Annotated in this window: 15 protein-coding genes and 1 pseudogene; 12 read left to right on the top strand and 4 right to left on the bottom strand. The window is 66.5% G+C overall.

Features of this window, described 5'->3' with window-relative positions:
• The 8 genes and pseudogenes from RBB42_RS24540 to RBB42_RS24505 all read left to right on the top strand — a co-directional run.
• Positions 1-204, top strand: a pseudogene (locus tag RBB42_RS24540) (replication protein); the annotation flags it as partial.
• Between the two features lie 156 nt (positions 205-360).
• The gene (locus RBB42_RS24535; RefSeq protein WP_305972012.1) at positions 361-1,269 is read left to right on the top strand and encodes a hypothetical protein; all 909 of its coding nucleotides are present in this window, start codon (positions 361-363) and stop codon (positions 1,267-1,269) included.
• Between the two features lie 109 nt (positions 1,270-1,378).
• On the top strand, positions 1,379-2,017 hold the full coding sequence (gfa, locus tag RBB42_RS24530) for an S-(hydroxymethyl)glutathione synthase (RefSeq protein WP_305972013.1): 639 nt from the start codon (positions 1,379-1,381) through the stop codon (positions 2,015-2,017).
• Positions 2,018-2,139: 122 nt separating this feature from the next.
• Complete coding sequence (locus RBB42_RS24525) at positions 2,140-2,859, top strand: LuxR C-terminal-related transcriptional regulator (RefSeq protein ID WP_305972014.1); 720 nt, start codon at positions 2,140-2,142, stop codon at positions 2,857-2,859.
• A 1-nt stretch (position 2,860) separates the two neighbouring features.
• Positions 2,861-4,018, top strand: a complete 1,158-nt coding sequence (locus RBB42_RS24520) for an FIST N-terminal domain-containing protein (RefSeq protein WP_305972015.1) — start codon at positions 2,861-2,863, stop codon at positions 4,016-4,018.
• Positions 4,015-6,393 carry an ATP-binding response regulator gene (locus RBB42_RS24515; RefSeq protein WP_305972016.1) on the top strand — a complete coding sequence of 793 codons (2,379 nt, stop codon included), beginning with the start codon at positions 4,015-4,017 and terminating at the stop codon, positions 6,391-6,393. Before RBB42_RS24520 ends, RBB42_RS24515 begins: the two co-directional genes overlap by 4 nt.
• On the top strand, positions 6,390-7,052 hold the full coding sequence (locus tag RBB42_RS24510) for a hypothetical protein (protein ID WP_305972017.1): 663 nt from the start codon (positions 6,390-6,392) through the stop codon (positions 7,050-7,052). The genes RBB42_RS24515 and RBB42_RS24510 overlap by 4 nt, the downstream gene beginning before the upstream one ends.
• A complete protein-coding gene (locus RBB42_RS24505) occupies positions 7,049-7,393 on the top strand; it encodes a hypothetical protein (RefSeq protein ID WP_305972018.1) in 345 nt (114 codons plus the stop codon). Before RBB42_RS24510 ends, RBB42_RS24505 begins: the two co-directional genes overlap by 4 nt.
• A 58-nt stretch (positions 7,394-7,451) precedes the next feature.
• On the opposite strand, the gene RBB42_RS24500 is transcribed toward RBB42_RS24505, so the two are convergent.
• The 4 genes from RBB42_RS24500 to RBB42_RS24485 form a co-directional block, all read right to left on the bottom strand.
• Positions 7,452-8,252, bottom strand: coding sequence for a quinoprotein dehydrogenase-associated SoxYZ-like carrier (locus RBB42_RS24500; RefSeq protein WP_305972019.1), 801 nt, complete (start codon positions 8,250-8,252; stop codon positions 7,452-7,454).
• A 99-nt stretch (positions 8,253-8,351) separates the two neighbouring features.
• A complete protein-coding gene (locus RBB42_RS24495; RefSeq protein ID WP_305972020.1) occupies positions 8,352-8,681 on the bottom strand; it encodes a type II toxin-antitoxin system RelE/ParE family toxin in 330 nt (109 codons plus the stop codon).
• A gap of 6 nt (positions 8,682-8,687) precedes the next feature.
• Entirely contained in the window at positions 8,688-8,930 is a 243-nt protein-coding gene (locus RBB42_RS24490; protein WP_305972021.1) for a type II toxin-antitoxin system ParD family antitoxin, read from the bottom strand.
• Between the two features lie 82 nt (positions 8,931-9,012).
• Positions 9,013-9,630: a hypothetical protein gene (locus RBB42_RS24485; protein ID WP_305972022.1), complete on the bottom strand. Its 618-nt coding sequence runs from the start codon at positions 9,628-9,630 to the stop codon at positions 9,013-9,015.
• 162 nt (positions 9,631-9,792) lie between these two features.
• Here RBB42_RS24485 and RBB42_RS24480 point away from each other — a divergent pair, with 162 nt between their 5' ends.
• From RBB42_RS24480 to RBB42_RS24465, 4 genes are all read left to right on the top strand, one after another.
• Entirely contained in the window at positions 9,793-10,905 is a 1,113-nt protein-coding gene (locus RBB42_RS24480; protein WP_305972023.1) for an S-(hydroxymethyl)glutathione dehydrogenase/class III alcohol dehydrogenase, read from the top strand.
• 3 nt (positions 10,906-10,908) lie between these two features.
• Positions 10,909-11,733 carry an S-formylglutathione hydrolase gene (gene fghA / locus RBB42_RS24475; protein ID WP_305971983.1) on the top strand — a complete coding sequence of 275 codons (825 nt, stop codon included), beginning with the start codon at positions 10,909-10,911 and terminating at the stop codon, positions 11,731-11,733.
• Between the two features lie 25 nt (positions 11,734-11,758).
• On the top strand, positions 11,759-12,163 hold the full coding sequence (locus RBB42_RS24470; RefSeq protein ID WP_305971984.1) for a c-type cytochrome: 405 nt from the start codon (positions 11,759-11,761) through the stop codon (positions 12,161-12,163).
• Between the two features lie 148 nt (positions 12,164-12,311).
• Positions 12,312-14,114: a methanol/ethanol family PQQ-dependent dehydrogenase gene (locus RBB42_RS24465; protein ID WP_305971985.1), complete on the top strand. Its 1,803-nt coding sequence runs from the start codon at positions 12,312-12,314 to the stop codon at positions 14,112-14,114.
• Positions 14,115-14,150: the final 36 nt, after the last annotated feature.

Raw genomic sequence — 14,150 nt, 5'->3', positions numbered from 1 at the left:
CCCACGGGTAAGACCGCCCAGGCCAAGGCCAGGCCGCGCAAGCCCAAGACCACCTTCCAGGTCGCGCTGCCAGAGGGGATCGCGCGCTGCAACGCCTCGCAGGGCCGGCTGGAGCTGCGCGACGACCGCGATTTCTCGGCCATCGACCGGCGCAACCTGGAACGCGCGGTGGCCGCGTTCTACGCCGCGCTGGACGAGGATTGACGGGGCAGGGGCCTTACCCACGGGTAAGGTCCCCTTGCCGGCTTGCCGGGTAAGACCCCTGAAAACCCTTTCCTGACAAGCATTTGCCAAGAAAGCCCGCGCGGCGCGTGGACGCCCCCGCGGGCGGGGCTAACTCCACCCAAAAGGAGTTCCCCCTTGGTCCGCCTGATCCTTGCCGCCCTTCTGGCCATGACCTGCGCCGCCGCCGCCGACGATCGCGCCGCCTACCTGGCGCTGGCGGAAAAGGGCTGGCTGTATGAATTGCGCGACCGCCGGATGCGCCGGGACATCCCGGTGCATATCAACGGGCGCGACCTGGCGGGGGCGGCGCTCTGCATCGTGGGCGACCCGCCGTCAGAGGACACGCGCGCGGTGATCGCCGCCTTTGGCAACCTTGCCGCGCAGGTGCATGGCAAGGGCCTGCCCAGCCGCTATGCCGGGCCATCGGCGCGCGCCTGCGGCACCGGGCGCACCGTGGTCCTGCGGCTCTATTCCGGCGATCCGCCCGACGCCGCGCTGACCCGCGACATCGCCCGCCTGAACGAGGTCTACGCCCTGGGCCTGCCCGGCGGCCGGCACTACCCGGTGCTGTCGCCCGGCATGGCGCAGACCTTTTTCGGGCGGCGCGGGACGGGCACGCATATCATGGTGCAGCAAGAGGGATACCGCCCGGCGGATGCGCTGGCGCGGGCCTTTTACCGTTCGATCCTGATCGAGGAACTGTTCCAGGCCTTCACCTTTGGCATGGACGTGCTGCAATTCGACCGGCAGGGCGGTTTCCTGTCCAAGCTGCAGGAGGTGCCGACCGACCTGTCGCGCCTGCGCTGGGGCTCGCCGGAGTTCATGCGCGCCCTGCTGCAGTCCAACCCGCGCGGGCTGTGCGCCTTTGACCTGTTCATGATGCACGCCGTGGCCCGCGCGCCGGTCGAGCAGACCAACGAGGCGGGGTTTCTCGACTATATCGACCGCGCCTTTGACGACCTCGCGCAGCGCGCGCGGGTCAGCATGGCGGACCCGGCGAACGCGCCGCTCTTGGCGCCGGAGTGCGGTCCCGGACCCGGCTGAGGCCCGCGCCAAGGCCGATACCATCGGCTGAATTGCCAGACTCCCCCCTCGTGCCTCACGCTGTGAAGGATGCGGCATTTTCATGCCGTCATCATTGGGAGGAACGGAAATGGCACTTCTCGACAAGCTCTTTGGGGGCGGAGACAGCGCGGACACGGACCCGCCAGCCCCGAAATACACCCATGTGAAAATCCACCCCCAGGTGGACAACGGCATCCCGCCGACGGCGCCGGGTTTCTCGGGCGGGACGCTGACCTGCAAGTGTTCCAGCAACCCGGTCAAGGTCGAGGTCGGGGCCCAGACCGCGCATAACCACGTCTGCGGCTGCACCAAGTGCTGGAAGCCGGACGGCGCGATCTTCAGCCAGGTCGCGGTGGTCGGGCGTGACCACGTCAAGGTGACGGAGAACGCCGACAAGCTGGACATCATCGACACCGAGGCGGCGATCCAGCGCCACGCCTGCCGCGACTGCGGCGTGCACATGTATGGCCGGGTCGAGAACACCGGCCACCCGTTCCACGGGCTGGATTTCGTGCACACGGAACTGTCGGACAAGACCGGCTGGGCGGCGCCGGAATTCGCCGCCTTCGTCTCGTCGATCATCGAATCGGGGGTTCCGCCCGACCGCATGGACGAGATCCGCGGCCGGCTGACGGAACTGGGGCTGCCGCCCTACGACTGCCTGTCGCCGGCCCTGATGGACGTGATCGCCACCCATGTCGCCAAGCAGAAAGGCGCCCTGGCCTGAGCCCTCTCGGCCGGGCGGCGGCGCGGTGCCCCGGCGGGGCATCGCGCAAAGCCGTCAGCGTCACGGAAAAAATGGACAAGGGGCGATCTTCGGGTATCTTCGGAACCTGGGAGGAAAGGCAAATGTATCAAGACACGGGCGCCGTGCCGGATGGATGTTTCTCATCCGTTCTCATTGTTGACGACCACCCGCTATACAGTGACGCGCTGGCCGCCGCGCTTGGCATCGTCTTTGCGGATTGCGCCGTGCAGAAGGCCGGCACGCTGAAAGAGGCGATGGCCCTGCTGAAAGGCGGGCTGGAACCGGACCTGGTGATGTTCGACCTGAAACTGCCGGACGTGACCGGGATTTCCGGCTTTCTGGAGCTGCGCGACCGCATGGCCAGCACGCCGATCCTGGTGATTTCCTCGCTGGCCTCGGTGGAACTGGTGCGCACGCTGATGCGCGAGGGGGCGGCGGGCTTTCTGCCCAAGGACGCCTCGGCCAAGGTGCTGGCCTCGGTGCTGACGGAAATCGCCTCGGGGCGGAAATATTTCCCCAAGGACATCCTGCAATCGGCGCCGCAGCCCAGCGATCCCGGCGATGCCGCCGAGATGAACCCCCGCTTTGCCGAGCTGACGCCGCAGCAGAAACGCATCATGAAGCTGATCTGCGCCGGCAAGCCGAACAAGCAGATCGCCTATGAACTGTCGCTGGCAGAGGCCACGGTCAAGGCGCATATCACCGCGCTCTTGCGCCGGCTGGGGGTGCAGAACCGCACCCAGGCCGCCGTCATGATGGAAAACGCGATGTCCGGTGCCGCGGGGCTGGACCCGGAGGCGCAGGCGTTCCTGAGCCGGTAGGATGCGGGACGACGACATCTCTCCGGCCCATGTGCGGGTCGGCGTCTCGACGCAGGCGGACACGGCCGCCGCCGTGCGCGAGGCATCGGCCTGTATCGACCCGCGCGACACCTGTTTCGTGCTGGCGCTGATGCCGCAGAGTTTCGACCGCGAGGTGATGGCGCAGGAACTGACCCGCCGCATGGGGGGCGTGCCGGTCTTTGGCTGCACCACCGCCGGGCAGATTACCGCGCGCGGCTATGAAACCGGCGCGTTGCAGCTGATCGCCTTTCCGCGCGAACATTTCCGCTGTGCCTCGCTGCTGATCGAACCGCTGAAGCCGATCTCGATCACCGAGATCGCGGCGCAGGCGAAACGCCACGCGGTGCGGTTCCAGCGCACCGCCGGCTGGAACCGGCTGGCGCTGATCCTGTCGGACGGCTTGTCGAAACAGGAAGACCTGCTGATCTCGACGCTGGAAACGGTGCTGGACGACCTGCCGGTCTTCGGCGGCTCGGCCGGGGACGGGCTGTCCTTCGGGGAAACCTACATCCTGCACAACGGGCAGTTCCGCAGCAACGTGGCGCTGCTGATGCTGCTGGAAACCGACCTGCAGTTCCAGGGCATCGGCTTCGACCATTTCCTGCCCACGGAGACGCAACTGGTGATCACCGATGCCGACCCCGAGGAACGGCTGGTGAACGAGATCAACGGCGCCCCGGCGGCGCAGGAATATGCCCGGCTGGTGGGCTGCGGGGTCGCGGACCTGTCGCCGCAGATCTTTGCCGAGAACCCGATCCTGGTGCGCTACAACCAGAATTACTACGTCCGCGCCATCAGCAGCGTGAAGGACGGGCAGGCGCTGTCCTTTCTGGCCGCCATCGACGACGGGGTGGTGCTGACCCTGGGCAAGGGCACCGAGATCATCAAGACGCTGGAGGCGGGGCTGAGCGTCTCGGGCCCCGGCGGGCTGACGCCGGATTTCATCCTTGGCTTCGACTGCGTGCTGCGCAAGCTGGAGATCGAGCAGAAACAGCTGGGCGCCGATGCCTCGGCGCTGTTCCGGGCGCACAGGGTGCTGGGCTTCAACACCTATGGCGAACAGCATTGCGGGGTGCACATGAACCAGACCTTTGTCGGCGTCGCCTTCTTCGACCCGGCGGGCAGGGCGCTGGGATGAGCCTGGTCGACGAAAACGCCCCGCCCGAGGAACAGATCGCCCGGCAGGCCAAGATCATCGACGCGCTGATGCGCCGCGCCAACCGCAGCAACGATGTCGGCGTTTCGGCCTACAGCGCCTTTCAGTCGGCCATCGAGCTGCAGGCGCAGGTGGCGGCCAAGACCCGCGACCTGGAACGCGCCGCGACAGAGCTGGAAAGCGTCCGCTACGACCGCGAGCGCGCCCGCCGCACGCTGGAGGATGCGCTGTCGGCGATGGGCGAGGGGTTCGCCCTGTTCACCGGCGGGCGGCTGGACATCTGCAACGTGCTGTTCCGCACCTTCCTGCCCGACGTGGCCTTTCGCGTGCGCAAGGGGCTGCGGCTGGAAGACTATCTTGATTACATGATGCAAAGCCGCGCGCTGGTCTCGACCGACCGCGGCATCAACCGCATTTTCGCCCCCGAGGACCGCGCCGGCGCCTCTGTCCGCTCGGCGGTGATCGAGCTGCGCGGCGACCGCTGGTACCAGCTCAGCCAACAGCGCACGGCCTCGTCGAACGTGGTGCTTCTGCTGACGGAAATCACCTCGATCGTGCGGCAGAACCGATCCGAGAAGGAACACCTGATCGACCGGCAGGCGGCCTATATCCAGGCCGCCTTCGAGGACATGACATCCGGCGTCTGCACCTTTTCCTCCTCGGGCGAGGTGATGATGTACAACCGGCAGTTCCGGCAATTGCTGGGCCTGCCCTTTACCCTGTTGCAAAAGGGCACGACCCTCAGCCGGCTGCTGGATTTCATGCGCAATCACGCGCTGGTGGCCGAGGATGCCGACCTGCGGGTCGAGGCCTGGCGGCGGCACCTGCAACAGGAAGGCTGGCTGCGCAAGCGCATCCGCCACGGCACCGACCGGGTGCTGGAATTGCAGGTCAACCGGCTTCCGGATGACGGGTTCCTCGTGGAACTGACCGACGTGACGCTGGAAAGCCGCGCCACCGAGATCCTGGAAAACCGGGTGCAGGAACGCACCGCCGAACTGACAGAGGCCAACCGCCGCCTGACCGAACAATACGAGGAAAAGGCCCGGGTGGAGGAGGAATTGCGCCTGGCCAAGGAACGGGCCGAGGCGGCGGTCTCGTCCAAGACGCGGTTCCTGGCGGCGGCCAGCCATGACCTCTTGCAGCCGGTGAACGCGGCCAAGCTGTTGCTGGCGACGCTCAAGGAACGCACGCGAGGCACGGAATTCGCGGCCACGGTGGAACGGCTGTACGGGGCCTTCGGCTCCACCGAGCAACTGCTGCATTCGCTGCTGGACATCTCGCGCCTCGAAAGCGCCGATCCCAGCGCCGTCACCCCCAGCGAGATTTCCCTGGGCGTGCTGATGCAGGGCATCTACGAGGACCAGACCGCGCTGGCCGAACAGAAGAACGTGCGCCTGTCGGTGGTGCCCTCGGACGTGCTGGTCTGTTCCGATCCGGTCTACCTGCTGCGGTCGATCCAGAACCTTGTCGTCAACGCGATCCAGTACACCGAACCGGGGGGCAGGGTGCTGGTGGGCTGCCGCCGCCGCGGCAACAAGGTGGTGTTGCAGGTCTGGGATACCGGCATCGGCATCGGGCTGAAGGATCAGAAACGCATCTTCGAGGAATTCGCCCGGGCGGAAAACGTCTCGCTCGCCTCGGGCGTGGGGCTGGGCCTGTCGGTGGTGGACCGGGCCTGCAAACTGTTGGGCCATCGGCTGTGGGTGCGGTCGAAACCCGGGGTCGGCTCGCTGTTCTGCATCGAGCTGGACCGGGTGCCGGGCCGCCGTGTCCCGGCCGAGGCGCAGGCAGTGGCGCCGGCGGACACCGACCTGGAGCTGGAGCGCATCATCCTGGTGATCGAGAACGACCCGGACGTGCTGTTTGCCATGACCCAGAAACTGGAACACTGGGGCGCCAGCGTGCTGGCCGCGCCCTCGACCGCAGAGGCCCTGATGCATGTGCGGGACATGGGGCTGGCGCCGGACATCGTTCTGGCGGATTACCAGCTGGACGGCGACGACACCGGCGTGCGCGCCATCACCGAGATCCGGCGCGAAACCGGGGTGCATGTGCCCGCCATCGTGATCACCGCCGACCGGCGCGAAAAGATCCGGCGGCAGGGGGCAGAGCTGGGCTTTACCGTGATGCACAAGCCGGTGCAGCTGTCCAAGCTGCGGCCGCTGATCGAATGGAAGATCCGCTGGCAATCGCCGGGCCCGGTGCTGGAGGGCGGGGCGCAGGACCCGGATCAGGACCATGATCAGCCCCGGGAACAGGCACAGGAACAGGCCCATGAACGGGCACAGACAAAAGTCGGCCATGACAGCGAGACGCAGGGGAATACTCTGGGCGCAGGGAGGCACATCACATGAAACTTCTATCCGCGATCTGCATTGCCGCGGCCCTTGCCACCGCGCCGGTGCAGGCCACGCCGGTGGAGCCGGGCGAACACTATGACCTGTTGTTCCGCAAGGGCACGCTGGACGGGATCGGCGCCGAGGCGACGCTGATCTATTCGCGCGCCGTCACCAACGCGCTGTCGCCCGAGGCGGCAGAGCGCGACAGCGGCGACATCGCCCTGACGCTGGGCGCCACGGACGATCCGCTGGCCCGGCTGGAATTCCGCAAGAATGACAGGCACCGCGGGCTGGGCCGTTTCCCGGCCAGCGTCGGCAACCCGATGATCATGTATTTCTACGAAAGCGTGATCCGCGACATGGCCGAGGCGGCGGGCGGCAGCCCCTATTACATCCGCAACCGCGTCAAGGAGGCGCTGGTTGCCCCGACCGAGGTCGAAGAGGGCGAAGCCACCTTCGACGGCCGCAGCGTGCCGGTGCGCATCGTGCGGCTGCATCCCTTTGCCGAGGATCCGAACAGGGCGCGGATGAAGGGCTTTGGCGAGCTGGAGATGCGCGTCGTCATGTCCGAAGAGGTGCCGGGCTGGTATCTGTCGCTGACCGCCGAGACCTCCGGACCCGAGACGGCCACGGTGTATCGCTCCGAAGTGCGGTTTGAAGGGGTGGAGGAATGAGGGCGCTGGCGCTGATCCTGACCCTGTTGCCGGGCGCGGTGCTGGCGCAAAGCGCGGCGCAGCGGCTGAACGACTATCCCACCGTGGCGCGGGCGGATTACATCTTTGCCTGCATGGCGGTGAACGGGCAGACCCGCGTCGCGCTGGAAAAATGCGCCTGCTCGATCGACGAGATCGCCTCGATCCTGCCGTTCGAGGCCTACGAGCGGGCGGAAACCGTGCTGTCGATGCGCCGCGTGGGCGGCGAACGCATGGCGGTCTTCAACAGCTCTGTCGCGGCGGCGCATATCGTCGACGACATGCGCCGCGCCCAGGTCGAGGCGGAACTGGTCTGTTTCTGAGCAGGGCAGGGGGCGCGTCTGCGACGCGCGGCTTTCGCCCAATCCTGCGTTCCGGGTGTCAGCCCTCGGCCAGTTTCGGCAGCTCGCGGGCAAAGGTGTTGCCCTCGGTGTCGGTGGCGATGACCTTCAGCGTCGGCGCGCCGTTCTCGGTATAGGCAAAGCGGAACACCGGGTCCTCGGAGACGGAAATCCCGCCGTCGAGGCTGAACAGCATCTCGTCGCCCTGCCAGACCTCGAGGTGGTCGATGAAATGCGCCGAGATGAACAGCTGCGTGACCTGGTCGCGCTGCAGGCCGGAATACATCGGGTGCCGGATCATGATTTCCGCCGTGCGCCGCGGGGTCGAGACCCGCGCCCCGCTGTCGGCCATGTCCAGCCGCATCTGGCCCATCGCCGCCATTGCCTGCGCCGCGTCGCCCCCGGCCGGCGCCGAACAGCCGCCCGAGGCCTTGACGAAGCGCCCGGCCATGTAGAGGCCCTGCGGCGTCTCGCCGATCACCCGGACGTTGGAATACTGGTTCACCCGCAGGTTCAGCGCAAAGTCCAGCGGCAGCATCGCCGGTGAGAATTCCAGCCGCGCCGCGACGGGGGCCGGGTTCTCGTCGATGACGATGGTGGCGGCGCTGATCGGGACGGAGGCGTCGGTCTGGGTGATCTCCAGCGGCACCATGGCCGCGTCCGTGGCGCGATAGGGCGCCTCGACCGCGAAGGGGGCAGGGGCCTGTGACACCGGGCGGTCGCCCAGCACGTCGAGTTTCATGTCCTGCCAGGTGGGACTGTCGGTCAGCGGATTGTCCTGCGCCGGGGCAGGGGACGACAGCAGCGCGATACAGGCGGCCGCAAGGATGGCATGTCTCATGGTGATGGTTCCTCCCGCGTGCAGTCTGCCACAGCGGGGCCGGTCTGCGAACTCAGCGGAAAGTCTGCCCCGGTCACTTTTGCGCGCGCGGGCAGGGGGTCAGGGGGCGTCGTCCCCCAGCGCGGCCAGCCGGCGGGGCAGGTCGGCGCGGACATGCAGCACGTCGACGATGGTGATGCGTTCGGGCGCGTCGATGAAGACGATGAAATGCTGGCCGACGCGGGCAAAGCGCAGATCCTCGGGCAGGGCGGGGTCGATCAGGCGGCGGCAGGGCCGCGACGGGGCGCGGCCCCCGGCCAGCGCGGTGCAGCCGTCGATCAGCTCTTGCCCGTAGAGGCGGGCCTGGTGGGGGCCGAAGGTGTCGGCCGTCCAGCGGGCGATGTCCTGCAGGGCGGTTTCCGCCTGCCGGGTGAGGACAAAGGGGCGCAAGCGGGGTCAGAGACCGAAGGCGCGGCGCAGGACCTCTTCGCCCGTGCCCTCGGCCAGGTCGCCGTTGCGGGCCTGTTCGACGCCACGCATCAGCCGGGCGCGCATGTCCTGCAGCTCGATTTCCTCGCGTTCCAGCAGGCGCAGCCCGGCGCGCAGCGCCTCGGAAGCGTTCTGGTAGCGCCCCGAGGCGACGAGATCGTCGATGAAGCGCGATTGCGGATCGGTCAGCACAACGTTGCGGGTGGCCATGTCAGGCTCCTGTGACTTGGTATTGGCAATATATGCCAATTGGCGCCGCATGTCCAAAGGGCCTGTTCCGGGGGGCGGGCGGTCAGCCGTCCTCGCGGATCTGGGCCTGCAACAGGCGGGCAACGGCATAGAGCCGCTTTTCCAGCAGGGTCGGGGTTTCACAGAGGTAGGTGATGGATTGCTGGCGGTCGGTATAGATCGTCTGGTTCCAGTCGATCTGTTCCTCCAGCGCGTCGACCCGGTCGAAATCCGGATCCTCGGCGGCCAGCAGGCGGTCCATCTCGCCGCGGTCCGAATCGATCTTTTCCGACAGTTCGATCTGGCTGAGCGAGAATTCCGCGATGCCCTCGATGATCCGGCTGCGCCGCTGCGCCAGCGTGTCGAAGACCTCGGCAAAGACGCGGGTCAGGATCTGCGGATCGCCCTCGTAGGTGGCGGCGAAACCGGCAACCTCGTCCTCCAGGTCGGCGACCTCGATCCGGCGCAGGGCCAGCAGCTCGGCCAGTTCGGTGATGTCCGCCTGCGCCGCCGCGTCGGGGGTGACGTTTTCGTCGGGCATGATCGGCCACATCAGGCCCATCGACATCCGGTCAACCTTGCGCTGAATGCAGGGCCAGGTCGGGTCCGAGAAATCGGCCGCCTGGGCGGGGCCGAGCGGGCCGAAAACGGCCAGAACGGCGAAAATCCTAAGGGCTTTCATGATCTCTGTCCTCCCGTTTCCGGACTATGCCCGGGGCCGCGGAACGAGTCCATGCAGCGGTATACCCACCATTGTATTGGTTGTTTTGTCGCAGGGGGCTCATCAATACTTTACCGCAAGAGGCGCCGGAAAAACCTGTGCGGCGCCGTGGGAGGACAGAGAATGAGAACGCGTGCCGCTGTGGCAGTCGAGGCTGGAAAGCCCTTGGAAATCATGGACGTGGAACTGGACGGCCCGCGTGCCGGAGAGGTCCTGGTCGAGATCAAGGCGACGGGCCTGTGCCACACCGACGAATTCACCCGCTCGGGCGCCGACCCCGAGGGGATCTTTCCCGCCATCCTGGGCCACGAGGGCGCCGGCGTGGTGGTCGAAGTGGGCGAGGGGGTGACCACCCTGGAGGTGGGCGACCACGTGATCCCGCTTTACACGCCCGAGTGCCGGGAATGCGAATACTGTCTCAACCCCAAGACGAACCTGTGCCAGAGCGTGCGGGCGACGCAGGGGCAGGGGCTGCTGCCGGACGGCACCACGCGGTTCAAGATGCTGGATGGCACGCCGATCCATCACTACATGGGCTGCTCGACCTTCGCCAACCACACGGTCGTGCCGGAAATCGCGCTGGCCAAGATCCGCAAGGACGCGCCCTTTGACAAGGTCTGCTACATCGGCTGCGGTGTCACCACCGGCGTCGGCGCGGTGATCAACACCGCCAAGGTCGAGATCGGCAGCCGCGCGGTTGTCTTTGGCCTGGGCGGCATCGGTCTGAACGTGATCCAGGGCCTGCGCATGGCCGGGGCCGACCAGATCGTCGGCGTCGACCTGAACGACGCCAAGGAAGAGATGGCGCGCCACTTCGGCATGACCGATTTCGTGAACCCCTCGAAGGTCGAGGGCGATCTTGTCGCCCACCTGGTCGAGCTGACCAAGGGCGGCGCCGACTACAGCTTTGACGCCACCGGCAACGTGCAGGTGATGCGCGCCGCGCTGGAATGCGCGCACAAGGGCTGGGGCGAGTCGATCATCATCGGCGTGGCGCCGGCGGGGGCGGAAATCAGCACGCGGCCGTTCCAGCTGGTCACCGGCCGGGTCTGGCGCGGCACCGCCTTCGGCGGCGCGCGGGGCCGGACCGACGTGCCCAAGATCGTCGACTGGTACATGGACGGCAAGATCGAGATCGACCCGATGATCACGCACAAGCTGACCCTGGACGAGATCAACCACGGCTTTGACCTGATGCACGAGGGCAAGTCGATCCGCGCCGTCGTCGAGTTCTGATCCATGGAGATCGTGTCAGAAAACCGGAGCTTTGGCGGCGTGCAGGGCGTCTATCGGCATTCGTCGAACACCTGCGGCTGCGAGATGACCTTTGGGGTCTACCTGCCGCCACAGGCGCAGGACGCGCCGGTGCCCGTGCTGTGGTATCTCTCGGGGCTGACCTGCAACCATGAAAACGCCATGACCAAGGGCGGTTTCCAGGAACACGCGGCGCGGCACGGGCTGGCGGTGGTGTTTCCGGATACCTCGCCGCGCGGCGAGGGCGTGGCCGACGACGAGGCCTATGACCTGGGGCAGGGGGCGGGGTTCTACGTCAACGCCACCCGCGATCCCTGGCGGCAGAACTTCCGGATGTACGACTATATCCTGACCGAACTGCGCGCCGAGGTGCTGGGCAACCTGCCGGTGCAGGACCGCCACGGCATCACCGGCCATTCGATGGGCGGGCATGGCGCGATGACCATGGCGATCCGCAATCACGGCCTGTTCGAATCCCTGTCCGCCTTTGCCCCGATCGCCAACCCGACACGGTCCGACTGGGGCCGCAAGCAGCTCAGCGCCTATCTCGGCGACGACGAAAGCGCCTGGTCGCAGCATGATTCGGCGCTGCTGCTGGACGAGTTCGGATGGAAAGGCGATCTGCTAGTGGACCAAGGTGCCAGTGATCAGTTCCTTGACCTTTTGAAACCGGAAGTACTTGCTGACAGTATGGCGCGTCGGCGCCAGCCCGGTCAGGTGCGGATTCACCGAGGATACGACCATTCGTATTTCTTCGTGAACTCCTTTGCCGGCGACCATGTGGCCTGGCATGCCGAGCGGCTGAACTGAAAAGACCACCGGAGAGAAGCAACCAATGATCAAGAAATTCCTGTCCGTCACTTGCCTGACCCTGCTGCCCGTCGTGGCATCCGCCGAAAGCCACGCGATGGCCGGCGACCCCGAGGCCGGCGAAAAGGTGTTCCGCAAGTGCAAGGCCTGTCACCAGGTCGGCCCCGACGCCAAGAACCGCGTCGGCCCGGTCCTGAACGACATCGTCGGCCGCGCCCCGGCCTCTGTCGAGGGGTTCGACTATTCGGGCGCGCTGAAAAGCCTGGCGGAAGAAGGCAAGACCTGGACCCCCGAGGAACTGGCGGCCTTCCTGGAAAAGCCGCGCAGCTATGCCAAGGGCACCAAGATGGCCTTTGCCGGCCTGCGCAAGGAGGATGACCGGAACGACGTGATCGCCTACCTGGCGACCTTTACCGAGGCTTCCGAATAACCGGATCACGGCGCTCCCGTCTGGGAACGCCGGTGCCCGGTCCGTTGGGGAGGAGAGACCAGCGGACCGGGGTAAGACGACCCCCGCCCGGCGCGGGCGGCGGTCACCAGCATGGCCCCTGCGGCCACCCAACGGGAGGAAATTCCTAATGAAGAAGCTATCGCTTTTCACATCTGGACTCGCGCTTTGCGTTGCCACGGCGGCATATGCAAACGACGATCTGATCAAGCAGATGAGCGACCCCGCTCAATGGGCGATCCAGACCGGCGACTACGAGAACCAGCGTTATTCCGAACTGGACCAGATCAACGCCGGCAACGTCGGTGACCTTCAGGTTGCCTGGACCTTCTCGACCGGCGTTCTGCGCGGCCACGAAGGCTCGCCCCTGGTCGTGGGCGACACGATGTATGTCCACACGCCGTTCCCCAACATCGTCTACGCGCTGGACCTTGCCGACGAGGGCAAGATCAAGTGGAAGTACGAGCCCAAGCAGGACCCGGACGTGATCCCGGTGATGTGCTGTGACACGGTCAACCGCGGCGTGGCCTATGCCGACGGCAAGATCTTCCTGCACCAGGCCGACACCAAGGTCGTGGCGCTGGATTCCGACACCGGCGAAGTGCTGTGGGAGGCCGTGAACGGCGACCCCTCGATCGGCGAGACCAACACCGCGACCGTGCTGCCGGTCAAGGACAAGGTGATCGTCGGCATCTCGGGCGGTGAATTCGGCGTCCGCGGCCATGTGACCGCCTACAACATGGAAACCGGCGAAGTCGATTGGCGCGCCTACTCGATGGGCCCGGATTCCGACATCCTGATGGACCCGGAAAACACCACCCACCTGGGCAAGCCTGTCGGCCCCGACTCGGGCATCAACACCTGGGAAGGCGATCAGTGGATGATCGGCGGCGGCACCACCTGGGGCTGGTACTCGGTCGATCTGGAGGAAAACCTGGTCTACTACGGCACCGGGAACCCCTCGACCTGGAACCCGGCGCAGCGTCCCGGCGACAACCGCTGGTCCATGACCATCATGGCGCGCGACATCGACACCGGCATGGCGAAATGGGTCTACCAGATGACCCCGCATGACGAGTGGGACTACGACGGCGTCAACGAGATGATCCTGACCGACCAGGAAATCGACGGCGAGATGCGCAAGCTGCTCACCCACTTTGACCGGAACGGCCTAGGCTACACCCTGGACCGCGTCACCGGCGAGCTGCTGGTGGCCGAGAAGTTCGACCCGGTGGTGAACTGGACGACCGGCGTCGACATGGACCCCGAGTCCGACACCTATGGCCGCCCGGCCGTGGTGGCCGAGTACTCGACCGAGTACAACGGCGAGGACGTCAACTCGACGGGCATCTGCCCGGCGGCGCTTGGCTCGAAGGACCAGCAGCCGGCAGCCTATTCGCCGCGCACGGAAACCTTCTACGTGCCCACCAACCACGTCTGCATGGACTACGAGCCGTTCCGCGTGGCCTATACCGCCGGTCAGCCCTACGTCGGCGCGACGCTGGCGATGTACCCGGCGCCGGACAGCCACGGCGGCATGGGCAACTTCATCGCCTGGGACAACCTCAAGGGTGAGATCAAGTGGTCCATCCCCGAGCAGTTCTCGGTCTGGTCCGGGGCCCTGGCCACCGCCGGTGACGTGGTGTTCTACGGCACGCTCGAAGGCTACCTGAAGGCGATCGACGCCAATACCGGCGACGAGCTGTACCGCTTCAAGACCCCCTCGGGCATCATCGGCAACGTGATGACCTACGAACACGAGGGCAAGCAGTACATCGGCGTTCTCTCGGGTGTCGGCGGCTGGGCCGGGATCGGTCTTGCGGCCGGCCTGACCAACCCGAACGACGGTCTTGGCGCCGTCGGCGGCTATTCGGCCCTCAGCGACTACACCGCGCTTGGCGGTCAGCTGACCGTCTTTGCCCTGCCGGACTGATCCGCGCAGCATGACAGGGGCCGGCGCAGCCATGCG

The sequence above is a fragment of the Mameliella sp. MMSF_3455 genome (genome assembly GCF_030733205.1).
Taxonomy (GTDB): Bacteria; Pseudomonadota; Alphaproteobacteria; order Rhodobacterales; family Rhodobacteraceae; genus Antarctobacter.
This window is presented reverse-complemented; position numbering and strand designations above follow the sequence as displayed.